This is a genomic window from Leifsonia sp. McL0627 (genome assembly GCF_058244615.1).
Map to the genome: position 1 here is coordinate 1,512,441 of NZ_JBZCGM010000002.1, position 22,494 is coordinate 1,534,934.

Consider the following 22,494-nt stretch of genomic DNA (forward strand, 5'->3'; position numbering starts at 1 on the left):
CTTACTCAAATGTTGGATGAGTCATACGGTACGTTAGAAAGAAGGTACGGCCGCTGTCAAACGAATTTCAGCATCCAATTCACGGGCGAGGAGTCTTCATGAGCACGGTGGGCGAGTCGTATCTCGTCGGGTTGATCGGCGACGGAGTGCTGCCATCGCTCACGCCCGCACTCCACGAGGCGGAGGGCGACGCGCAGGGGATGCGCTATCTCTACCGGCCGCTCGACCTCACGCTGATCGGCCGGAGCGCTGACGAGGTCGGCCGTCTCCTCGACGCCGGCCGGGAGCTCGGCTTCTCGGCCTTCAACATCACCCACCCGTGCAAGCGCGAGGTGCTCGGCGGCCTCGACACCGTCGACGCGGCGGCGCGGGCCGTCGGCGCGGTCAACACCGTTCTCCTCCAGGACGGCCGTTTCGTCGGCCACAACACCGACGTGACCGGTTTCGCTGCGGCGCTCGCCCACGGCCTGCCCGGCGCGGACCTCTCCTCCGTCGTGCTGATCGGCGCAGGCGGTGCCGGTTCCGCTGTCGCGCACGCACTCCTCGCCGCGGGCGCTGGGCGACTCACCATCGTCGACATCGACCGCGGTGCGGCGAGCGGACTCGCCGCCTCCGCCGGGGCGGCGCACCTCAACACCAGGGTCGAGTCTGCGGCTCCGGTGGAACTTGCACGCCTCGTGTCGACCGCGACGGGCCTCGTCAACGCCAGCTACATCGGGATGAACTCGCACCCCGGCATCCCCCTGGATGCGCCACTCCTGCATCCGGATCTCTGGGTGGCCGACATCGTCTACCGACCCGTCGTCACCGAACTGGTCGCGGCAGCGACGGCCGTCGGCTGTCGCGTGCTCGACGGCGGGCAGATGGCGGTGGGGCAGGCGGCGGACGCGTTCCGGCTCATCACCGGCAGCGAACCCGACAGGCTCCGCATGCACGCCCACTTCCTCGCGATGATCGCCGACGGCCGCTGATGCGCACCTCGATCGCGACCGTCTGCCTCTCCGGCGGCATCGTCGACAAGCTGCACGCCGCGGCCGACGCGGGGTTCGACGCTGTCGAGATCTTCGAGCAGGACCTCGTCGTCGCCCGGCAGTCGCCGGAGGAGCTCCGCGCGCTGAGCGACAGGCTCGGCCTCTCGCTCTCGCTCTATCAGCCGTTTCGGGATGCGGAGGGCGTCGGCGAGGAGGCGTTCGGCGCCGTGCTGCGCCGGGCGGACGCCAAGTTCGCGCTGATGGACAGGCTCGGCATCGACACGGTGCTGGTGTGCAGCAACGTGGCCACGGCGACCGTCGACGACGACGCGGTGTCCGCCTCCCAGCTGTCGCGGCTGGCCGACCTGGCTGCGACGCGCGGGATGCGGATCGCGTACGAAGCGCTCGCCTGGGGTCGCTACGTCGACGACTACCGCCGGTCGTGGCGGATCGTGGAACTGGCCGGCAACGACGCGCTCGGTGTCTGCCTCGACAGCTTCCACATCCTGTCGCGCGGGCACGACCCGGCAGGCATCGAGCGCATCCCTGGCGAGAAGATCTTCTTCGTACAACTGGCTGATGCGCCGCTGCTGGCGATGGATGTGCTGAGCTGGAGCCGCCATCACCGCCTCTTCCCCGGCGAGGGCGGGTTCGACCTGCCCTCGTTCCTGGCCCACGTGGTGCGCGCCGGCTACCGCGGCCCGCTGTCGCTGGAGGTCTTCAACGACACCTTCCGGCAGACCGATGCGTGGCGGACGGCGCGGCACGCGCACCGCTCGCTGCGGGTGCTCGAGGACGCGACGGCGCGACTGCTGGTGGGGGAGCCCGCCGCTCTGCTGCTCGACACGGTGACGGCCGTGCCGGAACCGCGTGGCGTCGACTTCGTGGAGATCACGGGCGAGAACACCGACGAGGTCGCCGTTCTCCTGGAACGGCTGGGCTTCGCGTACGCCGGGCAGCACAGGACAAAGGACGTCCGCCTCTGGGCGCAGGGCGGAGCCCGCGTGGTCCTCAACGAGCAGCGAGGGCGGGGGCGTACGCCGTCGATCGCGGCGGTCGGGCTCGACGTCGACGACCCGGCGGCCGCGGCGTCGAGGGCAGCCGGGTTGAGCGTCCCTCCCGCCCTCCGGCGGACGAGCGCCGGCGATCACGAGCTTCCCGCCGTTCTCGCACCGGACGGCACCGAGATCTTCTGGGCGACCGTTCCGGCCGGGGACGGTGCCCCGCCGTGGGTGGCCGAGTTCACCGGCGGCTTCGGCGGCGGCGATGCGGCGATCGGCCGCATCGACCACGTGAACCTGGCGCAGCCGGCCGCCGACTTCGACGAGGCCGTGCTGTTCTACGGCAGCCTGCTCGCGCTCCGCCCGTCGGCGACGACGGAGGTGGCCGGTCCGGTGGGGCTGGTCCGCAGCCAGGTGGTTCGTTCGCGCGACGGCGGCGTCCGGTTCGCGCTCAACGTCGCTCCGTCGCTGTCCGAGCACGATGCGGCACCGGATGCTGCGCCCTTCGCCCAGCACGTCGCCGTCTCCTGCTCGGACATCGTCGGCCTGGCCGGGCGTGCCAAGAATCGCGGCCTGGCCTTCCTTCCCGTTCCGGCCAACTACTACGACGACCTCGCGGCGCGATTCGGCCTCGACGCCGAGCGCGTCGCGGAACTGCGCTCGCTCGACCTGCTCTACGACCGCGACGCAGGCGGAGAATTCGTGCACTTCTATACGCAGACGGTCGGCAGCGTCTTCATCGAGGTGGTGCAGCGGTTCGGCGGGTACGACGGCTACGGCGCCGGAAACGCTCCGGTGCGGATGTCGGTGCAGCACACGGCGGTCTGAGCCGCTTCCGGCCGACCGCCGCCTCTGCCCGCCTTGCAGATCAGGCGGAGGTCGCTCGCGCGTACTGCTCGCGGATCACCGGCCGGGTGTCGACCGGGAGCGCAGGGGCCGCATCCACTGCCCAGGCCGGGCGTTCGCCCGTGAGCGCCCACGCCGCCTGCACCGCCGCGCCGTTCGCGACATACTCGCCCGGCGACGGCACCACAACGGGCGCGTCGAACACCTGCGCCGCGATGGCCGCGACGGCCGGGTTCTGCGCCGCCCCGCCGATGAGCAGCACGCGCTTCTCGCGCACGCCGACAGCGCGCACGGCGTCGAGTCCGTCGGCGAGCCCGCAGAGCATCCCTTCGATCGCGGCGCGCGCGAACGTGGCCGGACGTGTGCTGGCGATGGTGAGCCCGTGGATGCTCGCGGTCGCGTCCGGCAGGTTGGGCGTGCGTTCGCCCTCGAAGTATGGGACGAGCACGACGCCTTCCGCACCGGGCTCGGCGGAGAGGGCGAGGCCGGCGAGGCCGTCGTGATCGACGGAGAGCAGGCCGGAGATGGAGCTGAGCACGCGAGCGGCGTTGAGGGTGGCGATGAGCGGCAGGCTGAGACCGCTGGCGTCGGCGAAGCCGGCGACGGTTCCGCTCTCGTCGGCGATCGGGGCGTCGGTGACGGCGAAGACGGTGCCGCTGGTGCCGATGGAGACGACAACGTCGCCGTCCGCCGCCCCCAGCCCGAGCGCGGCTCCGGCATTGTCGCCGGCGCCGGGGCCGACCAGGACACCGGACGGCGTGCGTCCAGCCGGTTCCGCCGGTCCGAGCACGCGCGGAAGCACGACGACGTCGTCGCCGCCTGCCTGTCCGCCGCCTGCCTCACGGCCGTCGCGCCCGAGAGCCCGGGAGAACAGATCGAGGTCGTACGCACCGGATGCGGCGCCCCAGTACGCCGTTCCGCTCGCGTCGGAGCGGTCGGTCGTGAGAGCGTCGAGGTCCGGTCCGAGGTCGCTCTCGCCCTCCGGGCCATAGCCGAGCAGGCGCCAGGTGAGCCAGTCGTGGGGGAGTGCGACGGCAGCGACCCTGGCGGCGTTCTCCGGCTCAGCGTCCCGCAGCCAGCGCAGCTTGGTCGCGGTGAACGACGCCACCGGCACCACGCCGACGCGCGACGCGTACTCGGTGGCGCCGACCTCGTCGATCAGATCGCGGGCGGCCTGGGCGGAGCGGGTGTCGTTCCAGAGCAGGGCGTCGCGGACGACCCGGCCCTGCGCATCCAGTGTCACCATGCCGTGCTGCTGACCGGCGATGGAGACGGCGGCGACGTCGTCGAGCCCACCCGCATCTGCGATGGCCTCCTGCAGTGCCGACCACCAGGCGGCGGGGTCGACCTCGGTGCCATCGGGATGCGCGGCACGCCCGTACCGCACGACGGCTCCTGTTTCGAGGTCGCGCACGACCACCTTGCAGCTCTGGGTCGACGAGTCGACTCCGGCGACCAGTGTCATCCGGTCTGTCCTTTCAGAAAGGGGGAGAGGGGCGCCCCGCCGGGACGCCCCTCGATGGTGGTGTCGGCTCAGCGGGCGCCGAGCAGGTGCTCGAGCGCGAGCTGCTGCAGGCGCACGAACCCGAAGCCCTTGCCGCCGAAGTATGCGTCGGCGTCGAAGTCTTCGTAGGCCGAACGGTCGGCGAGCAGGTCGTCGTAGCTCTCGCCGGCGCCGAGCGTCGACTGCGCGAGCTGGGTGACGCGCGATGCCTCCAGCGCCTCCTGCACCTCGGGGTCTGCGCGGAACGACTGCGCACGCTCCTTGAGCAGGAGGTAGGTGCGCATGTTGGCTGCTGCGGAGTCCCAGACACCGGTGATGTCCTCGGTGCGCGACGGCTTGTAGTCGAAGTGGCGGGGGCCGTCGTAGGACGGGCCGCCGTTCGGGCCCCCGTTCTCCAGCAGGTCGACGAGCGCGAACGCGTTCTGCAGGTCGCCGTGACCGAAGACGAGGTCCTGGTCGTACTTGATGCCGCGCTGGCCGTTCAGGTCGATGTGGAACAGCTTGCCTTGGTACAGCGCCTGGGCGATGCCGGCGGCGAAGTTGAGGCCGGCCATCTGCTCGTGCCCGACCTCGGGGTTCACGCCGACCAGCTCCGGACGCTCCAGCGTCTCGATGAACGCCATCGCGTGGCCGACGGTCGGCAGCAGGATGTCGCCGCGGGGCTCGTTCGGCTTCGGCTCGATGGCGAAGCGGATGTCGTAGCCCTTGTCGGTGACGTACTGGCCGAGCAGGTTGACGGCCTCGCGGTAGCGCTCCAGCGCCGACCGGATGTCCTTGGCCGAGTCGTACTCCGCTCCTTCGCGGCCGCCCCACATGACGAACGTCTTGGCGCCGAGCTCGGCGGCGAGGTCGAGGTTGCGAAGCACCTTGCGCAGCGCGAAGCGGCGGACGGCGCGGTCGTTGGAGGTGAAGCCGCCGTCTTTGAAGACCGGGGCGCTGAACAGGTTGGTGGTCACCATCGGGATGATGACGCCGGTGTCGGCGAGGGCGCCCTTGAGACGGTCGATCTGCTTCTGGCGCTCCGCGTCGGTGGAGCCGAAGGCGAACAGGTCGTCGTCGTGGAAGGTGAGGCCGTACGCGCCGAGTTCGTTGAGCTTGGTGACGGCTTCGACCACGTCGAGCTGCGGGCGGGTGGGGCCGCCGAACGGGTCCGTTCCGTTGTAGCCGATGGTCCAGAGGCCGAACGAAAACTTGTCCTCGCGGGTGGGTGTTGCAGTCATGAGTGTGTCCTTCAGGTGTTCGATGGGATGGTGATCGGCGTGCGATCGGTGGTGGGGTCGATGGTGAATGCGGTGGCCGTTGCGCCGACACGGGCCAGGTAGTCTCCGCTGAATCCGGAGACACGGAGACGGCCGTCGTCGTCGGTGACGGTGGTGGTGGGCGCGAGCCACCAGTCCTCTTTCACCAGGCGGCGAAGCGTGTCGTAGGCGGGCTTGGGTGTTCCGTCGGCGCGGACGAGCCCGATCGGGGCGCCGAGCCACGCGCCCGCGTCTGTCAGGCCCCAGTAGGTGATCGCCTCGACGGCGGGGTGCGAGACGAGTGAGCGGTAGTGCCGGGCGATCTCGTCCGCCTGGCGTTCCTCGCCCTCCGGCGTGGACGGCCATTCGGGCACCTGGTAGTCGTTGAGGTCGACGATGTCGGCGGGCATCAGGCGCCCGGAGACCAGGGACGACTCCGTCAAGTGCAGCGGGAGGCCGTAGCGGGCAAACCGGTCGACGGTCTCCAGCATCGCGTCCTCGCCCCAGTAGCCCTGGTGCATGTGGGTTTGCAGGCCGATGGCGTCGACCGGGATGCCCGCCTCCAGCACGCCCTCGATCAGGCACTCGTACGCGGTGGACAGGTCGAAGTCGTTGAGCAGCAGCCGCACCTCCGGATTGGCGGCGCGCGCCTCCTCGAACGCCATCCTGATCATCGGGATGCGGCCTTTCGCGCGGGCGAGAGGGCTGATGGCGTTGTCGCCGTTGTCGAACACCGGCATGATGACGACCTCGTTGATGGCGTCCCAGGTGTCGATCAGCCCGGCGAAGTCGTGTATGTCCCGGCGGATGCGCTCGCGCTGCAGGCGCTCGACCTCGTCCAGCGGGAGGCCGAGCAGCCAGTCCGGCTGCACGGTGTGCCAGACGAGCGGGTGGCCCTTCAGGGCGACGCCGCGCTCGCGGAACCAGTGCGCAGTCTGCTGCAGCCGGTGCGTGTCCGGTTCGCCGCGTCGCGGCTCGAACCGGCCCCAGTAGAACGGGAGTGTTGCGGTGTTGAAGACGTCGGTGTACAGCTCCGCGAGCTGCTCGGTCGCCGCGCGATCGCGCTCGCCGTCATGCTCGCTCTCGCCGTTGGCGAGGCCGACGAAGTCGAAGCCGATGTTGCCGAACGCGAACGCGTGCCTGGTCTGCTCGACCGTGACCTCGACCCCCGCGAGCGGCTCTCCCCGCGCATCCAGCACCGTGACCACAGCATCGTGGATGCGGTGGGCAGGCGCCGTGGCCGACGGCACTGCTGCGGAATAGATCGACATCGATTCACTCTCGGAGGTAATTGTTGTTTCTAAGAACATATCAGCGAGAGCGGCCGATGGGAAATACCGATTCTCGTCAGGCGGCCGGCGCTGGTCCCGTGCTTGCCCGGACGACGAGCTCCGCCGGAAGATGAACGCCCGTGGAGACGGGCTGGTCGTCGAGCAGTGCGAGCAGCATCTGCAGCGCTCGCTCACCGAGTTCGTGCAGCGGTTGCGCGACAGTGGTCAGCGGCGGCGTGGCATTCGCCGCATCCGGGATGTCGTCGAAGCCGACCACCGACAGATCCTCCGGCACGCGCAGTCCGAGCTCGCGCGCCACCGTGATGACGCCGAGCGCCGACGTATCGTTCGCCGCGAACACCGCCGTCGGCCTGTCCGGCCTGCTCAGCAGCTCGTGGGCGACAGAGGCGGTCTGCGCCGCGGAGTACTCGCCGAACAGGACGAGGTCCGGATCGAACGCGATCCCGGCCTCTTCGAGGGCGGCGCGGTAGCCGTCCTCTCGGAGCTGGGCGGAGGCGAGGTCTCTGCGGCCGCGGATGTGCGCGATTCTGCGATGTCCCAGCCCGATCAGGTGGCGGACGGCGACGAGCGCGCCTCCCACGTTGTCCGAGTCGATCGTCGCAGGGCCGCCCTGGCCGGTGTGCGGGTCGATGGCGACGACCGGGATGGAGGAGCTCGGGATGAGCGTGGTCGGCGTCACGATGATCGCGCCGTCGATGAGGGTCCCCGCCAATCGGGAGAGCGACTTGCGCTCCCAGCCCACACTGCTCTCGCCGGAGACGAGCCCGGTGTACGCGAGCAGTTCGTAGCCGGTTCCCGTCGCCGCCACCGAGATGCCCTTCAGCAGCTCGACCGAGAACGGCTCGAATTCCGCCACGAGGATGCCGATGACGTCGGTGCGGCTCCGGCGGAGGCTGCTGGCGACCAGCGATGTCTCGTAGCCGAGTTCGTTGACGACCTCCATCACGCGCCGGGAGGTGGTCGGGGCGACGCCGTAGCGTTCGTTGACGACCTTCGAGACCGTTGACACCGAGACCCCCGCCGCGCGTGCCACGTCGGTGATCGTCACCCTGCCGAAGGCGGACGGATCGATTTCGGTGTCCATGGGGACACAGTACCGTGCGCCCAGTGGTTTTCCGGGTTGCCCACCGCCATTTCGATAACGTTATCGAAAACGTTATCGACAACGTTTGACAAACTCCGTGACCGGATGCGATGCTCTCCGCGGCGGACGTTTCCGTGCGTCAATGAGGACAACCAAGGAGTTTCCACAATGAAGAGGCAATTTCGGGTCGCGGGTATTCTCGCGGTCGTTGCGGGCACAGCGCTGCTCGCAACGGGCTGTTCTGGCAACAGCAACAGCAGTTCGAGCGACGGCAAGGTCTCGATGACCTTCTGGACCAACGCGACCACCGGTCCAGGTCAGACTTTCTGGAAGAAGACCATCTCAGACTTCGAGAAGGCCAACCCGAACGTCACGATCAAGATGCAGACCATCCAGAACGAAGACCTCGACGGCAAGCTGCAGACCGCCCTCAACTCGGGCGACGCCCCGGACATCTTCCTGCAGCGCGGCGGAGGCAAGATGGCCGCCATGGCCGACGCCGGCCAGCTGATGGACATCAGCGGCTCGATCGACGCCGACGTCAAGGCAGCGGTCAGCGACGGCGCGTTCAAGGGCGAGTCGTACCAGGGCAAGGTCTACGCCATGCCGATCGACGTGCAGCCGGAAGGCATCTACTACAGCCAGGACCTGTTCAAGGCAGCAGGCATCGACACCCCGCCCACCACCATGGACGAGCTCAACGCCGACATCGTCAAGCTCAAGGCCACCGGCGTCGCCCCTGTCGCCGTCGGCGCGAAGGACGCCTGGCCGGCCGCGCACTGGTACTACAACTTCGCGCTGCGCGAGTGCAGCGAGTCGACGCTGGACGCCACGGCCAAGTCGCTCAAGTTCGACGACTCCTGCTGGACGAAGGCCGGAGACGACCTCAAGGCGTTCAACGACACCAAGCCCTTCAACGACGGCTTCCTCACCACCTCCGCCCAGCAGGGCGCCGGAAGCTCCGCAGGACTCGTCGCCAACCACAAGGCGGCCATGGAGCTCATGGGCGCGTGGGACCCGGGAGTGATCGCATCGCTCACGCCCGACCAGAAGGCCCTGCCGGACCTCGCCTGGTTCCCGTTCCCTGCGACCGCCAGTGGCAAGGGTGACCCCGCCTCCATGATGGGCGGCCTCGACGGGTACTCGTGCTCCGCGAAGGCTCCGCAGAAGGAATGCACCGCGTTCCTGAACTACACCGCCACCAAGAGCGTCCAGGAGGCGTACGCCACCGCGTTCAACACCATCCCGGTGAACAAGGACGCCCAGGGCGGCATCGACGGCGCGTACATCAAGCCCGTCCTCGAGGCGTACAACAAGGCGCCGTTCGTGTCCCAGTACCTCGACACCCTCTACGGCCAGAGCGTCGGCAACGCGCTCAACACCGGTGTCGTCAACCTGATGGCAGGTCAGGGGTCGGTCGCCGACATCATCAGCGCGACCAACCAGGCCGCCGCTAAGGGGTAGTTCGAACCATGAGCAGTTCCCTGGATGCGAAGTCGGACATCGACACGCAGCCGCGCAGGGAAGCGCAGACGGCCGGGGGCGGCGCACAGCGTGCGTCGTCCCCGGCCGGGGCGCGACCCAAGCGGAAGAAAGATCGGCGCAAGGGCCTGGAGATCGCACTCCTGGCCGGCCCCGCGATCATCGTCTTCGTCGGCTTCGTGATCCTGCCGGTCATCATGGCCGCGTACTACGGCTTCTTCAAATGGAAGGGCTACGGAGCCCCCACCGACTTCGTCGGAATCAACAACTACCTGATCATCTTCACCGACAGCGCGTTCCACCAGGCGCTGCTCCACAACGGCCTCATCGTGGTGCTGTCGCTCCTCATGCAGGGGCCAGTCGCGATCATCCTCGCGCTGCTGCTCAACCAGAAGATCCGCGGACGCTCGATCATCCGCGTGCTGATCTTCGTGCCGTACGTGATCTCCGAGGTGATCGTCGGAACCGGCTGGAGCCTCATGCTGCAGACCTCCGGCGCCATCAACGACCTGCTGGAGCACATCGGGCTCGGCGCCTTCAAAGCCAACTGGCTGTCCGATCCGAAGATCGCCATCTGGACCCTGATGATCATCATCTCGTGGAAGTACATCGGCTTCGCCGTGATCCTCTTCCTCGCCGGTCTCCAGAGCATCCCGGAAGAACTGTTCGAGGCAGCGCAGATCGACGGCGCGAGCTACTGGCAGATCCAGCGCACGATCACCCTGCCGCTGCTCGGACCGACGGTGCGCATCTGGGCGTTCCTCTCGATCATCGGGTCGTTGCAACTGTTCGACCTCGTCTACATCATCTGGGGTCAATACGTCGCGTCGACGGCCGGCACATCGACGATGGCGACCTACATGGTGGCGAACGGGCGCAACTCGGGGAACTACGGCTTCGGCAACGCCGTCGCCGTGGTGATCTTCGTCATCTCGCTCGTCATCGCATTGATCTATCAGCGCTTCGTGTTGCGACGTGACATGGCCGGCGCGATCACCGAGAAAGAGAAGTGATGACCACCACAGCGCTGCGCCACGCGCCCACGCAGGAACGTGCGTCGTTCGCGACGCGGTTCCGCCGTGCCAAGCCGTTCACGTATCTCGTCGCCCTCGTCTTCATCGCGGTGTGCCTCGCCCCCGTGCTCTACATCGTCATCGGCGGGTTCCGCACGAACTCGCAGATCACCAACGCGCCCGCCGCGTGGCCGAACCCGTGGCAGTTCAACAACTACCTCGACGTCCTGGTCAGCTCGACCTTCTGGCAGGAGGTCGGCAACTCGGCGATCGCCGGACTCTCGACGACCATCGGGGTCGTCATCCTGGGCGTGATGGTGAGCTACGTGCTCGCGCGCTACGACTTCGTCGGCCGCGGGGCGATGTACGCACTGTTCGCCGCCGGCCTGATGTTCCCGATGACCGTCGCCATCACCCCGCTCTACCTGCTGGTGAAGGACCTCGGCCTCACGAACAACCTCGCCGGTGTCATCCTGCCGCAGATCGCGTTCGGGCTGCCGACGACCGTCATCATCATGGTGCCGTTCCTCAAGGCGATCCCGATGGAGATCGAGGAGGCCGCCTCCATCGACGGAGCGAGCAGGCTCGGCTTCTTCTGGCGGATGGTCATCCCGCTCTCGCTGCCCGGCGTCGTGACCGTGGGCATCCTGGCGTTCATCGGAAGCTGGAACAGCTACATGCTGCCCCTGTTCATCCTGAACGACCAGTCGACGTTCACGCTGCCGCTCGGTGTGCAGGCGTTCTCGTCGCAGTACTCGGTGGACACGGCGAAGGTGCTCGCGTTCACGTCGCTGTCGATGATCCCCGCACTGATCTTCTTCTCGCTGTTCGAACGCCGCATCGTCGGCGGCCTGACCGGCGCGGTCAAGGGCTGACCGCAGTTCCGCCCGTTCCACCTCCACCTGCCTTCAGCTCTCTTTTGTGATTGGTTCCCGTGAAGAAAAGCACTGAGTCCGCGACCGTTCCTCCCGCGGCCATGCCCGACGTGTCGGAGCGCGTTCGCGCACTCCACGCCCGCATGACCCTCGAAGAGAAGCTCGCTCAGATCGTCGGGTACTGGCTCGATCAGAACGGCCTCGTGGCCCCGATGCAGAGCGAGATGGCCTCCGGTCAGGATGCGAAGGGCGACCTCGCCGAGGTGACGCGCCACGGCATCGGGCACTACACGCGGGTGTACGGCACCCGCCCCGTCGACCCGGCCGAACGTGCGGCGTGGCTGTGGCAGGAGCAACGCAGGCTCAAGCGCGAGACCAGGCTGGGCATCCCGGCCCTGGTGCACGAGGAGTGCCTGACCGGTCTCGCCACCTGGAAGGCGGCGACGTTCCCGACCCCGCTGGCATGGGGTGCGTCGTTCGACCCCGAGCTGGTGGAGCAGGTGGCCGGCTCGATCGGCGATGCGATGAAGCAGCTCGGCATCCATCAGGGCCTCGCCCCCGTGCTCGACGTGATCCGCGACCCCCGCTGGGGCCGAGTCGACGAGTGCATCGCCGAGGACCCGTACCTCGTCGGCACGGTGGGGACCGCGTACGTGCGCGGGCTGCAGGATGCGGGTGTGCACGCGACGCTCAAGCACTTCCTCGGATACTCCGCGTCGCGCGCCGGACGCAACCATGCGCCCGTCCACGCCGGACCCCGCGAGATCGCGGACGTCTTCCTGCCCCCGTTCGAGATGGCGATCCTCGACGGCGGTGCCCGCTCGGTGATGAACTCATACACCGAGATCGACGGTGTCCCGGTCGCCGCGGACCCCTCCCTGCTCACGGGCACGCTCCGCGAGAAGCTGGGTTTCGACGGCGTGGTCGTCGCCGACTACTTCGCCGTCGCGTTCCTGGAGGTGATGCACGCCGTCGCCGCCGATCGCGGAGAGGCGGCCGCTCTCGCCCTGGAGGCCGGCATCGACATCGAGCTGCCGACCGGCGACGCGTACCTGCAGCCGCTGGCCGACCGCATCCGCTCCGGGGCGTTCGACGAGGCGTACGTCGACCGGGCGGTGCTCCGCGCGCTCAGCCAGAAGGAGGAGCTCGGGCTGCTCGACGCCGACGCGTTCGAGGACGAGCCGCCCGCGGTGGTCGACCTCGACTCTCCGCGCCATCGCGAGCTGGCTAGACGGCTCGCGGAGGAGTCGGTCGTCCTGCTCTCGAACGACGGCGTGCTCCCGCTCCGCGCGCGGCCGTCTGCGCTCTCGCGGGTGGCCGTCATCGGCCCGAACGCCGACCGTGCGGAGGCGCTGCAGGGCTGCTACTCGTTCGCCAACCACGTGCTCGCCGGTCACCCTGGCCTCCCGCTCGGCTTCGAGATCCCGACCGTGCTGGAATCCCTCCCCACCGCGTTCGCCGATGCAGGGCTCCCTGTCCCGGAGTTCGTGCACGCCGAGGGCTGCTCGGTGGAGGGCGACGACGAGTCCGGCTTCGCTGCGGCCGTGGAGGCGGCAATCGGCGCCGACCTCGCCGTGGTCGTCGTCGGCGACCAGGCCGGTCTGTTCGGCCGCGGAACCGTCGGTGAGGGCAACGACTCCGAATCGCTCGAACTCCCCGGCGCCCAGCGTCGTCTGGTCGAGGCGGTCATCGCGACGGGAACGCCCGTCGTCATGGTCCTGCTCACCGGTCGTCCGTACGCGATCGACTGGGCCATCCACCAGGATGCGGCCCCCGCGGCCGTGCTGCAGGCATTCTTCCCCGGCGAGGGCGGCGGACCGGCCATCGCGGACATCCTGACCGGCAGGGTGAACCCGTCTGGGCGCCTCCCCGTCTCGATGCCGCGCTCGGCCGGAGCGCAGCCGTACTCGTACCTGCACCCGATCCTGGGCGGCCCGTCCGACGTGACGGCGACCGACTCGACGCCCGTGCTGCCGTTCGGCTTCGGTCTGTCGTATGCGGCGTTCGGCTACTCCGAGCTGTCCGTCGACGCCGCCGCCTCCACAGACGGGGCGTTCAGCGCCTCCGTCACTGTGACCAACGCCGGCTCGGTGCGCGGCACGGACACGGTGCAGCTCTACGGCCGTGACGTCGCGGCGACCGTCACGCGTCCGGTGGCGCAACTTCTCGGCTACGCGAGGGTTGACCTCGACGCCGGAGAGTCCGTGCGGGTGACGTTCGACGTCCCGGCGACCCGGTTCGCGTTCAGCGACCGCAGGATGGTCAGGGTCGTCGAGCCGGGAGACGTGGAGGTGTGGACGGCGACGCACGCCGCGGCCTCCACGGGGCTGCGCGGCGACGAGGTCACCGGCGGTGCGATCGTCAACGAGAAGCAGGCCGACGTGCGGAACATCCCCGGTTCGTCGACGCCGCGTGCCACGGTCGTTCTGACCGGCGGCGTGCACGAGGTGACGGCGGCGGACAGGCGCACAGTCGGCGTGCTGCTGAGCGAGCGCGTCGGGCAGCTGGCCGACGCGGTCTGACGAGCGCTCTGCCGGGCGCTCTGCCGGGGGCTAGGCGTCAGAACATCAGACGCCGAAGCGCTCGCCCAGCCACCGCGCCTGCTTCTGCCACTGCACGGCTGAGCCGCCCTCGTGGTCGTTGAACGGGTACGTTTCCAGCGTCGTGTCCTCCGCCGCGAGGTGGTTGAACGCGGCGACCGTGGTCGACGGAGGGACGACCCTGTCCATCAGCGCCACCGAGAACAACGACGGGGCGTGGATGCGGCGGGCGAAGTTCACGCCGTCGAAGTAGGAGAGGGTGCGGAAGACCGCATCCACCTGGTCGCGGTGCACCGACAGATAGGTGGCCAGCTCGACGTACGGGCCGCCGACCGCGATCTCCACTCCGCGGCGGAACGCGCAGAGGAACGCGACGTCGGGAAGCACAGCGCTCACGCCGTCGGCCAGCGCTGCCGCCGCAATGGCGATGCCGCCGCCCTGGCTGCCGCCGGTGACGGCGATCCGGCCGGCGTCGACGAACGGCAGGGAGCGCGTCGCGTCGACCGCCCGGACGGCGTCGGTGAAGACGCGGCGGTAGTAGTACGCGCGCGGGTCGTGGACGCCGCGGGTCATGTAGCCGGGGGTCGCCGGGCCGGAGCCGTGCGGGTCGGGGGTGTCTCCGCCGGTGCCCCAGTTGCTGCCCTGGCCGCGGGTGTCGACGAAGACGTGCACGTAGCCGGCGAGGGCCCAGAAGCACGTTCTCGCCGGGGAGGCCGCGGCCTCCGCCGTAGCCTTGGAACTGCACGACCGCCGGGAGCGGGCCGGTGGCATCCCTAGGCCGCGAGACCCACGCGCGCACCGGTTCCCCGTTGAAGCCGGGGAACGTCAGATCTTCGATGATCAGCTGCGTGATCGGGGTGTCGGCCGCCGTGATCGTCGTCTCGCCACCGGCCGCCCTCGCCTCGGCGAGCGTCTCGACCCAGAACGTGTCGAAGTCAGCGGGCTCGTCCACCTCCGGGCGGAAGGCGAGCAGTTCGGCGGGGGAGAGGTCGGTGAAAGCCATCGCTGAGCAGTTCCTTCTGGGAAGTTTTCGCCGGATCGGGCGAAAGGGATGGGCCACATTGTGGCACAGTGTGAGCATGTCCGATCGAGCCAGGCCGACGCTGGAGGCGATAGCGCTGCAGGCGTCCGTCTCCTTGTCGACCGCGTCCAAGGTGCTCAACGGGAGGCCGGGCGTCTCGGCGGCCACCCGTCAGCGCGTCGAGGAGCTGCTGCGCGACTCCGGGTACGCCAGGCGCGGCCTCGACCCTGAGCGCGGCGGCCTGGTCGAGCTCGTGGTCGAAGACCTGCAGAGCGAGTGGTCGGTCGAGATCATCCGCGGGGTGGAGCGGATCACCCGCGAGTCGGGGTTCGTCCTCGCCCTCTCCGCACTCGGCGACCACCACAAGCCCCGCGACGAGTGGATGACAGGGGTGCTGCAGCGCAAACCCGTCGCGGTGATCCTGCAGTTCTCGGACCTCACCGTCGAGCACCGCCGGAAGCTGCGCACCAGGAACATCCCGTTCGTGGTCGTCGACCCCGCCGGGGATCCGCCCGACGACGTCCCCGCGGTCGGGGCCACCAACTGGGCGGGCGGCGTCGCGGCCACCAGGCACCTCATCGGGCTCGGCCACACCAGGATCGGCGTGATCTCCGGGCCGGCCGACCTGATGTGCTCCCGGGCGAGGGTTGCCGGATACCAGTCGGCGCTCGCCGAGGCCGGAATCCCGTATGTGGAAGAGCTGGCCGGGTCCGGACACTTCGGGCAGGCCGACGGCGAGCGGGAGGCGCGGCGGATGCTCGCGATGACCGACCGGCCGACGGCGATTTTCGCAGGCAACGACCAGCAAGCGCTCGGCGTCTATGACGCGGCGTCGGCGTTCGGGTTCGACATCCCCGGCGACCTGTCGGTGGTCGGCTTCGACGATGTGCGCCCTGCCCTGTGGGCCCGGCCGCCGCTGACGACCGTGCGGCAGCCGCTGCAGGAGATGGCGGAGGAGGCGACCAGGATGGCGCTGCGCCTGCGCTCCGGAGAGATCGACAACGCGCGGCTGGAACTGGCCACCTCCCTCGTGGTGCGGCAGTCGACAGCCGCGCCCGCATCCTGAATCGCGTTCGCTCGCGAAAGTTTTCCAATGGTTCGCCGAAACTTGTGAGCCGTGAGCGGCGCACAATAGCGTCGAACGGCGGGACGACGCGAAGGAGCGAGAGATGACGGACGCTGCCAGGCAGCTGCGCGTGGCGATGGTCGGCTACGGGTTCATGGGCGCCGCCCACTCCCAGGGCTGGCGGGTCGCCCCACGCTTCTTCCCTCTGGGCGCCGAGCCGGTGATGAGCACCATCGTCGGGCGCGACCGCGACAGGGTCGACGCTGCGAAGACGCGCTTCGGCTGGCAGCAGGCGGAGACCGATTGGCGTCGTGTCGTCGACGATCCGGACATCGACGTGATCGACATCTGCTCGCCCGGCGCCTCGCACGCCGAGATCGCCATCGCGGCACTGGATGCGGGCAAGCACGTCCTCTGCAAGAAGCCGCTCGCCAACACGGTCACCGAGGCGGAGGCCATGGTCGCCGCCGCCGAGCGTGCAGCCGCACGCGGCGTGCGGTCCATGGTCGGGTTCAGCTACCGCCGCGTCCCCGCGATCGGCTTCGCCAGGCGGCTCGTGGCAGACGGCAGACTCGGCACGATCCGCCAGGTGCGCGCGCTCTACCTGCAGGACTGGCTCACCGACGAGAACGGCCCGATGACCTGGCGGCTCGACAAGGAGGCGGCGGGCTCCGGCTCCCTCGGCGACATCGGCGCCCACGCCATCGACCTGGTCGAGCACATCACCGGCTCGCGGCTCGACAGCGTCTCCGGCACGCTGGCGACGTTCGTGGAGGAGCGCCCGCTGCTCGGGGAGACGGTCGGGCTGTCCGGCACGGCGTCCGCCGAACGAGGCAGGGTCACCGTCGACGACGCCGCGTGGTTCACCGCCCGCCTGGGTGGGGGAGGCGCCGCATCTGGAGCAATCGGCGCGTTCGAGGCCACCCGCTATGCGACCGGACGCAAGAACGCCCTGCGCATCGAGCTGAGCGGCTCGCTCGGCGCCATCGCCTTCGACCTGGAGGCGATGAACGAACTCCAGTTCTACGACGCGACCCTCCCGGCGGGGGAGCAGGGCTTCACGCGCATCCTCGTCACCGAGCCAGAGCATCCATATATGGCCAACTGGTGGCCGACCGGGCACGCGATCGGCTACGAGCACGCGTTCAGCCACCAGATCGCCGACTTCGTCGACGACATCGTCGCCGGAAGGAACCCGCAGCCGTCGTTCGCGGACGGCCTGCATGTGCAGAGGGTGCTCGCCGCGGTGGAGCGCAGCGCGGCGGCCGGAAGCGCCTGGACGACGACCGCAGAACCGACAGGACAGGAAGCATGACCAAGAACGCACTCGTCGTCCGCGGCGGCTGGGACGGGCACATGCCCGTCGAGACCACGGACCTCTTCATCCCGTACCTCGAAGCGAACGGGTTCACCGTGCGCGTCGAGGGGTCTCCGGCGGTCTACACCGACGAGGCGTACCTGGACACGGTCGACCTCATCGTCCAGATCAACACGATGAACACGATCGAGAAGGAGGAGTTCGCCGGACTGCAGCGTGCCGTGCTCAACGGCACCGGCCTGGCGGGCTGGCACGGCGGCATCGCCGACGCCTACCGTGACAACGCCGACTACCTGCACATGATCGGCGGCCAGTTCGCCCACCATGCGGGCATCGACCCGGCCGAGCGCATCGGCGAGCAGTCGGACAACTACATCCCGTACACGGTCAACATCACCGAGTACGGCCGCAGCCACCCCATCACCGACGGGATCGACGACTTCGACCTCGTCAGCGAGCAGTACTGGGTGCTGAGCGACGAATACAACGACGTCCTCGCCACCACGACCCAGTCCGTGCGGCCCTGGGATGCCTGGAACAGACCGGTCACCGCACCGGCGATCTGGACCAGACAGTGGGGCCAAGGCCGCATCTTCGTCTCCGCGCCAGGCCACCGGCTCGAAGTCGTGGAGAGCCAGCCCGTGCGCACCATCATCGAGAGGGGACTCCTGTGGGCAGCCCGTTGAACGTCGGCGTCGTCGGGGTCGGCAACATCAGCCGTCAATACTTCGACCAGTTCCCGCACCTGCCGAACCTGGCGCTGACGGCCGTCGCCGATCTCGACCTGGACCGCGCCTCCGCCGTCGCCGCCGAGCACGGCACAGAAGCACTCACCGTGGATGCGCTGATCGCCGACCCGCGGATCGACGTGGTCCTCAACCTCACCATCCCTGCGGCGCACACCAAGATCGCTCTCCGCGCACTGGATGCGGGCAAGCACGTCTACGGCAAGAAGCCCCTCGCCCTCGCCACCGCCGACGCCCGCCCGGTGCTCGCGCGCGCTGAGCAGAAGGGGCTGCGCGTCGGCAGCGCACCGGACACGGTGCTCGGCACGGGCATCCAGACCGCGCGGGCGCTGCTCGACGACGGGCGGATCGGACGGCCGGTCGGTGCAGCCGTCGCATGGAGTGCTCCAGGTCACGAGCTGTGGCATCCGGCGCCGGCGTTCTACTACCAGCCGGGCGGCGGCCCACTGTTCGACATGGGCCCCTACTACCTCACGAGTCTCGTCACGTTCTTCGGGCCGGTCGTGCGGGTGTCCGGCGCTGTCGGCCGGTCGGAGCGGGAGCGCACGGTGGCGACCGGACCGCTCGCGGGAACGGCCATCCCGGTCGACGTCGACACGCACGTCACCGCGATCCTGGAGCACGCCTCCGGTGTCATTTCGACGGTGACGGTCTCGTTCGAGGTGTGGGCGTCGAAATCCCCGCTGTTCGAGGTGTATGGAACGGACGGCACGATCGCGGTGCCGGACCCGAACCAGTTCTCGGCCGTCGCAGCCATCGCCACCTCCGACGACCGGACCTGGCGCGAGGTTCCCGTCACGGCGGGCTATGCGGACGCCGGACGCGGCGTCGGACTCGCCGACCTCGCCAGGGCGGTCGAGACGGGCAGACCGCATCGCGCCTCCGGAGAGCTGGCGTTCCACGTGCTGGAGATCATGGAGTCGATCATCGTCGCCGGGCGCAGCCACGAGGTCGTCACGCTGACCTCGACGGCCGTCCGTCCTGAGCCTGTTCCGCTCGGCGCGCGGCCCCAGGACTGGTGAACAGCGCAGCAGACGCTCTCCGTCACCTGACCGTGGCCGCCCGGCGCGAACCGGTACAGTACACAGGATCATGAACACCACAGGGACGAACCTCGACACGGTGCGCAGGAACAACCTCGCCACGGTCCTCGGCCTCGTTCACCGTGGAGGTCCTGCCGCGCGTTCGGCGCTGACGCAGGCGACCGGGCTGAACAGGTCGACCGTCGGAGCGCTCGTGGCAGAGCTCGTCGAGCTCGGGCTGGTCAGCGAGCGCGAGCCTGGGACGAGCAACAGGGTCGGTCGGCCGTCGCCCGTCGTGGCTGCGGACGGACGTGTCGTCGCCATCGCCGTGAACCCTGAGGTCGACGCCGTCACCGTGGGCATCGTGGGGCTCGACGGCGTCGTGCACCGCCGTGTTCGGTTCCCGCTCGACCACGTGCCCGGTGCGGAAGAGGCGGCCGCCGTCGCAGCGGCCGTCATCGACGGACTCCGCCCCGACCTGGCCGCCGCGAGCCGGGTGGTCGGCATCGGCGTCGCCGTGCCGGGGCTGGTGCGCGAGAGCGACGGAGTGGTGAGACTCGCCCCGCACCTCGAATGGCGCGACGAGCCGTTCGCCACTCAGCTCGCAGACGCGACCGGCCTCGGCGTCGTCGCCGCGAACGACGCCAACCTCGGCGCCAACGCCGAACGGCTCTTCGGTGCAGGGCGGGGAGCGAGCGACCTCGTCTATCTGAACGGTGGCGCATCCGGAATCGGCGCGGGCGTCGTGGTCGGCGGCGTGCCCCTGACCGGCGTCTCCGGATACGCGGGGGAGCTCGGGCACACCCTCGTCAACTCGAACGGCGTCCGCTGCCACTGCGGGGCCGTCGGCTGCCTGGAGACCGAGGTCAATCAGCGCGCGCTGCTCGCGGCGATCGGGCTGGAGTCCGCGGACGCCGACGAACTGGATGCGGCGCTCGCCGCCGCGGTCGAGGCGGGCGACGCCAGCGTGCTCGCGGAGATCGAGCGGCAGCTCGGCTTCCTCGCCGTGGCGCTGCGCAACGCGACCAACGTGTTCAATCCGGAGCTGGTGGTGCTCGGCGGGTTCCTCGGTTCGCTGTTCGCCGTCGCCCCGGAGCGGCTGAGCGGGCTCGTCGCCGAGCAGGCGCTGGCGGCGTCCGGCGAGCAACTCAGGATCGCGCGCGCGGAACTCGGGGCGAACATCCTGATGATCGGCGCCGCTGAGCTCGCGTTCGCTCCGTTGCTCGCGGGTCCCGCCGACTGAACTCCCCCCGAACTCGGGGATGTGCACGGTAACATTCGGCCGTCGAATCCGATAGGATTATCGAGCAACGACGGTCGAATCGATTCGAGCGAGCGAGTAGCACCCCGCCGGGAGTCCGGCAGATCCCACCCACCCACGCACCGCGGATACGTCCGCGGTGTTCGTCTTCTCCAGTCAAGGAACTCTTTCGTGACCACCGTCGTGCATCCAGGGGACTCCCTCTCCGGTCGCCAGCGCCTCGCATACATCCTCATCCTCGGTGCCCTCACCGCTCTCGGTCCGTTCACCATCGACACGTACCTGCCGGCGCTGCCCACCCTGCAGGCCGACTTCAACGTCTCCACGGCGGCCATCCAGCTCACGCTCACGGCCACCACGATCGGGTTCGGCGTCGGCCAGCTGCTCGTCGGACCGTGGAGCGACAAGATCGGACGGCGCACGCCGCTCATCCTGTCCACGATCGTGCACATCCTCGCGTGCCTCGGCGCCGCCGCCGCACCGAACGTCGAACTGCTCGGCCTCGCCCGCGCCATGCAGGGCATCGGCGCCGCAGCCGGCGGCGTCGTCGCGATGGCGATGGTGCGCGACCTCTTCGGTGGCCGCCCGCTGGTCAGGATGCTCAGCCGACTCGCGCTCGTCAACGGTCTCGCGCCGGTGCTCGCCCCGGTGATCGGCTCGTGGCTGCTGCTCGTCATGCCGTGGCGCGGCATCTTCGTCGTCCTCGCCTGCTACGGCCTCTTCGTCGTGATCTGCGTCTCGCTCTGGATCGTCGAGACGCTCCCGAAGGCCCGACGCCACGATGCGGGGCACTCCACGGTGCGCCAGCGCTACAAATCGGTGCTGAGCGACAGGATCTTCGTCGGCATCGCCATCGTCGGAGCCGCGAACTTCACCGGGCTGTTCTCCTATCTGTCGTCGAGCTCGTTCGTGTTCCAGGAGATCTACAAGTTCAACGCCCAGGAATACGGCCTGCTGTTCGCGGTGAACTCGATCGGCATCATCATCGGCGTGCAGTCGGCCGCCCGCCTCACCAAATACGTCGGCCCGCAGTGGATCCTCGCGGTCTCGACGATCGTGATGTTCGTCTCCAGTGCGCTCATCGTGATCCTGGACCAGGCGCACGTCGGACTCTGGGGCACGGTCATCCCGCTCTGGTTCTTCATTGCGGCCTGCGGTTTCGGCTTCCCCTGCGTGCAGGTGCTCGCGCTCAACGGCCACGGACACGAAGCGGGCACGGCGGCCTCCCTCCTGGGTGCGCTCAACTTCGGGATCGCGGGCATCGTGTCGCCGATCGTCGGCATCCTCGGCGTCGGCAGCTCCACCCCGATGGGCATGGTGATGGCCATCTGCGCCCTCGTCTCCATCGCCTCCCTCTGGTTCATCGTCCGCCCGCGCACCGTCCCCGCCCTCGCCCACTGACCCCGCCCGCGTCCCCGCACGATCGAGTCTGGACTTCTTCACGCGACACGCCGGTCGGGGGCGTGAATAACTCCGGACTGGATTGATGCCCAGGCGGTGATGAGTACGGTGGTCGGCATGGGATCGGCGCACGAACAAGTTCAGCAGGCTGCGAAAGTGAACAGGCGGTGGCCGGTCATCTCCGCGTCCGTCGCCGTAGGACTTGTGGTGGTGCTCGGCGCCATCATCGCCTTCCGCCCTCATGAGGCTTTCGCCATCGACCTCGAGTGGATGAGCGAGATCGTCGAGCACCGCTCGCCGTTCTGGCTGGGCCCGGCGCTGTTCTTCAACTACGCGGGCGGCGGGATCGTCGGCACGCTCGTCATCCCAGTCGTGATCTTCCTGCTGCTCCTCGCTTTCCGCAGACCCTGGGGAGCGACGTTCTTCGCCGTCGCGAGCATCCTGTCGGTGGCGTGTGTCCAGCTTCTCAAGCACACGGTCGGCCGCGCCCGCCCCACGGAGATCCTGGTGCAGTCGGACGCTGGCTCATTCCCGTCGGGGCATACGGCGAATGCCGCCACGATGGTGGTGGTGCTCGCTATTATCTTCCCGCGCGTGTGGGTGTGGGTGCTCGGCGGTGCCTGGGCCGTCCTGATGGCGATCAGCCGCACCTACCTGGGGGCGCACTGGCTCAGCGACACGATCGGTGGGCTGATTCTCGGGGCAGCCGTCGCGGTGATCGTGTGGGCGCCGCTCGCGCTGCGGCTCACGAAGGAGCGGCTGGAGCCGCACCGATTGTTCTTCTTGCGTGACTGACCGTTATTGACCGCACCC

17 protein-coding genes and 1 pseudogene are annotated in these 22,494 nt (G+C 69.1%); 13 read left to right on the forward strand and 5 right to left on the reverse strand.

From position 1 onward, the window contains the following. The first annotated feature begins 98 nt into the window (after positions 1-98). Complete coding sequence (locus AC37TH_RS07895; RefSeq protein ID WP_490763783.1) at positions 99-971, forward strand: shikimate dehydrogenase; 873 nt, start codon at positions 99-101, stop codon at positions 969-971. Beyond that, entirely contained in the window at positions 971-2,800 is a 1,830-nt protein-coding gene (locus AC37TH_RS07900) for a bifunctional sugar phosphate isomerase/epimerase/4-hydroxyphenylpyruvate dioxygenase family protein (protein ID WP_490763784.1), read from the forward strand. Before AC37TH_RS07895 ends, AC37TH_RS07900 begins: the two co-directional genes overlap by 1 nt. Positions 2,801-2,840: 40 nt before the next feature. On the opposite strand, the gene AC37TH_RS07905 is transcribed toward AC37TH_RS07900, so the two are convergent. The 4 genes from AC37TH_RS07905 to AC37TH_RS07920 form a co-directional block, all read right to left on the reverse strand. Beyond that, positions 2,841-4,283: a xylulokinase gene (locus tag AC37TH_RS07905; protein ID WP_490763785.1), complete on the reverse strand. Its 1,443-nt coding sequence runs from the start codon at positions 4,281-4,283 to the stop codon at positions 2,841-2,843. Between the two features lie 68 nt (positions 4,284-4,351). After that, positions 4,352-5,542 (reverse strand): xylose isomerase, encoded by a 1,191-nt coding sequence (gene xylA, locus AC37TH_RS07910; RefSeq protein WP_490763786.1) that lies wholly within the window; start codon positions 5,540-5,542, stop codon positions 4,352-4,354. Positions 5,543-5,553: 11 nt separating this feature from the next. Continuing rightward, positions 5,554-6,831, reverse strand: coding sequence for an endo-1,4-beta-xylanase (locus AC37TH_RS07915; protein WP_490763787.1), 1,278 nt, complete (start codon positions 6,829-6,831; stop codon positions 5,554-5,556). A gap of 76 nt (positions 6,832-6,907) precedes the next feature. Continuing rightward, positions 6,908-7,936, reverse strand: coding sequence for a LacI family DNA-binding transcriptional regulator (locus tag AC37TH_RS07920; RefSeq protein WP_490763788.1), 1,029 nt, complete (start codon positions 7,934-7,936; stop codon positions 6,908-6,910). Positions 7,937-8,104: 168 nt separating this feature from the next. Between AC37TH_RS07920 and AC37TH_RS07925 the strand changes: the two genes are divergently transcribed. From AC37TH_RS07925 to AC37TH_RS07940, 4 genes are all read left to right on the forward strand, one after another. Next, positions 8,105-9,400 (forward strand): ABC transporter substrate-binding protein, encoded by a 1,296-nt coding sequence (locus tag AC37TH_RS07925; protein WP_490763789.1) that lies wholly within the window; start codon positions 8,105-8,107, stop codon positions 9,398-9,400. 8 nt (positions 9,401-9,408) lie between these two features. Further along, positions 9,409-10,431, forward strand: a complete 1,023-nt coding sequence (locus tag AC37TH_RS07930; protein WP_490763790.1) for a carbohydrate ABC transporter permease — start codon at positions 9,409-9,411, stop codon at positions 10,429-10,431. After that, positions 10,431-11,306, forward strand: coding sequence for a carbohydrate ABC transporter permease (locus AC37TH_RS07935; RefSeq protein WP_490763791.1), 876 nt, complete (start codon positions 10,431-10,433; stop codon positions 11,304-11,306). Before AC37TH_RS07930 ends, AC37TH_RS07935 begins: the two co-directional genes overlap by 1 nt. 101 nt (positions 11,307-11,407) lie before the next feature. Next, on the forward strand, positions 11,408-13,828 hold the full coding sequence (locus AC37TH_RS07940; protein WP_490763873.1) for a beta-xylosidase/alpha-l-arabinosidase: 2,421 nt from the start codon (positions 11,408-11,410) through the stop codon (positions 13,826-13,828). A 45-nt stretch (positions 13,829-13,873) separates the two neighbouring features. Here the strand turns inward: AC37TH_RS07940 and AC37TH_RS07945 are convergent. Further along, positions 13,874-14,849 (reverse strand): annotated as a pseudogene (locus AC37TH_RS07945) (acetylxylan esterase). Between the two features lie 76 nt (positions 14,850-14,925). Between AC37TH_RS07945 and AC37TH_RS07950 the strand changes: the two are divergent. From AC37TH_RS07950 to AC37TH_RS07980, 7 genes are all read left to right on the forward strand, one after another. Then, the gene (locus AC37TH_RS07950) at positions 14,926-15,933 is read left to right on the forward strand and encodes a LacI family DNA-binding transcriptional regulator (RefSeq protein ID WP_490763792.1); all 1,008 of its coding nucleotides are present in this window, start codon (positions 14,926-14,928) and stop codon (positions 15,931-15,933) included. Between the two features lie 103 nt (positions 15,934-16,036). Continuing rightward, positions 16,037-17,248 carry a Gfo/Idh/MocA family protein gene (locus AC37TH_RS07955; protein ID WP_490763793.1) on the forward strand — a complete coding sequence of 404 codons (1,212 nt, stop codon included), beginning with the start codon at positions 16,037-16,039 and terminating at the stop codon, positions 17,246-17,248. Then, positions 17,245-17,937 (forward strand): ThuA domain-containing protein, encoded by a 693-nt coding sequence (locus tag AC37TH_RS07960; protein ID WP_490763794.1) that lies wholly within the window; start codon positions 17,245-17,247, stop codon positions 17,935-17,937. Before AC37TH_RS07955 ends, AC37TH_RS07960 begins: the two co-directional genes overlap by 4 nt. Beyond that, positions 17,922-19,019: a Gfo/Idh/MocA family protein gene (locus AC37TH_RS07965; protein WP_490763795.1), complete on the forward strand. Its 1,098-nt coding sequence runs from the start codon at positions 17,922-17,924 to the stop codon at positions 19,017-19,019. Before AC37TH_RS07960 ends, AC37TH_RS07965 begins: the two co-directional genes overlap by 16 nt. Positions 19,020-19,089: 70 nt before the next feature. Beyond that, positions 19,090-20,262, forward strand: a complete 1,173-nt coding sequence (locus AC37TH_RS07970; RefSeq protein WP_490763796.1) for an ROK family transcriptional regulator — start codon at positions 19,090-19,092, stop codon at positions 20,260-20,262. 189 nt (positions 20,263-20,451) lie between these two features. Then, positions 20,452-21,681: a multidrug effflux MFS transporter gene (locus AC37TH_RS07975; protein ID WP_490763797.1), complete on the forward strand. Its 1,230-nt coding sequence runs from the start codon at positions 20,452-20,454 to the stop codon at positions 21,679-21,681. A 117-nt stretch (positions 21,682-21,798) separates the two neighbouring features. Beyond that, positions 21,799-22,476, forward strand: coding sequence for a phosphatase PAP2 family protein (locus AC37TH_RS07980; protein ID WP_490763798.1), 678 nt, complete (start codon positions 21,799-21,801; stop codon positions 22,474-22,476). Positions 22,477-22,494: the final 18 nt, after the last annotated feature.

Coding starts and splice junctions, on each gene's coding strand:
- xylA (WP_490763786.1), bottom strand. CDS start 5,542: ATGACTGCAACACCCACCCGCGAGGACAAGTTTTCGTTCGGCCTCTGG.
- AC37TH_RS07955 (WP_490763793.1), top strand. CDS start 16,037: ATGACGGACGCTGCCAGGCAGCTGCGCGTGGCGATGGTCGGCTACGGG.
- AC37TH_RS07905 (WP_490763785.1), bottom strand. CDS start 4,283: ATGACACTGGTCGCCGGAGTCGACTCGTCGACCCAGAGCTGCAAGGTG.
- AC37TH_RS07895 (WP_490763783.1), top strand. CDS start 99: ATGAGCACGGTGGGCGAGTCGTATCTCGTCGGGTTGATCGGCGACGGA.
- AC37TH_RS07900 (WP_490763784.1), top strand. CDS start 971: ATGCGCACCTCGATCGCGACCGTCTGCCTCTCCGGCGGCATCGTCGAC.
- AC37TH_RS07920 (WP_490763788.1), bottom strand. CDS start 7,936: ATGGACACCGAAATCGATCCGTCCGCCTTCGGCAGGGTGACGATCACC.
- AC37TH_RS07925 (WP_490763789.1), top strand. CDS start 8,105: ATGAAGAGGCAATTTCGGGTCGCGGGTATTCTCGCGGTCGTTGCGGGC.
- AC37TH_RS07960 (WP_490763794.1), top strand. CDS start 17,245: ATGACCAAGAACGCACTCGTCGTCCGCGGCGGCTGGGACGGGCACATG.
- AC37TH_RS07935 (WP_490763791.1), top strand. CDS start 10,431: ATGACCACCACAGCGCTGCGCCACGCGCCCACGCAGGAACGTGCGTCG.
- AC37TH_RS07940 (WP_490763873.1), top strand. CDS start 11,408: ATGCCCGACGTGTCGGAGCGCGTTCGCGCACTCCACGCCCGCATGACC.
- AC37TH_RS07980 (WP_490763798.1), top strand. CDS start 21,799: ATGGGATCGGCGCACGAACAAGTTCAGCAGGCTGCGAAAGTGAACAGG.
- AC37TH_RS07970 (WP_490763796.1), top strand. CDS start 19,090: ATGAACACCACAGGGACGAACCTCGACACGGTGCGCAGGAACAACCTC.
- AC37TH_RS07915 (WP_490763787.1), bottom strand. CDS start 6,831: ATGTCGATCTATTCCGCAGCAGTGCCGTCGGCCACGGCGCCTGCCCAC.
- AC37TH_RS07950 (WP_490763792.1), top strand. CDS start 14,926: ATGTCCGATCGAGCCAGGCCGACGCTGGAGGCGATAGCGCTGCAGGCG.
- AC37TH_RS07930 (WP_490763790.1), top strand. CDS start 9,409: ATGAGCAGTTCCCTGGATGCGAAGTCGGACATCGACACGCAGCCGCGC.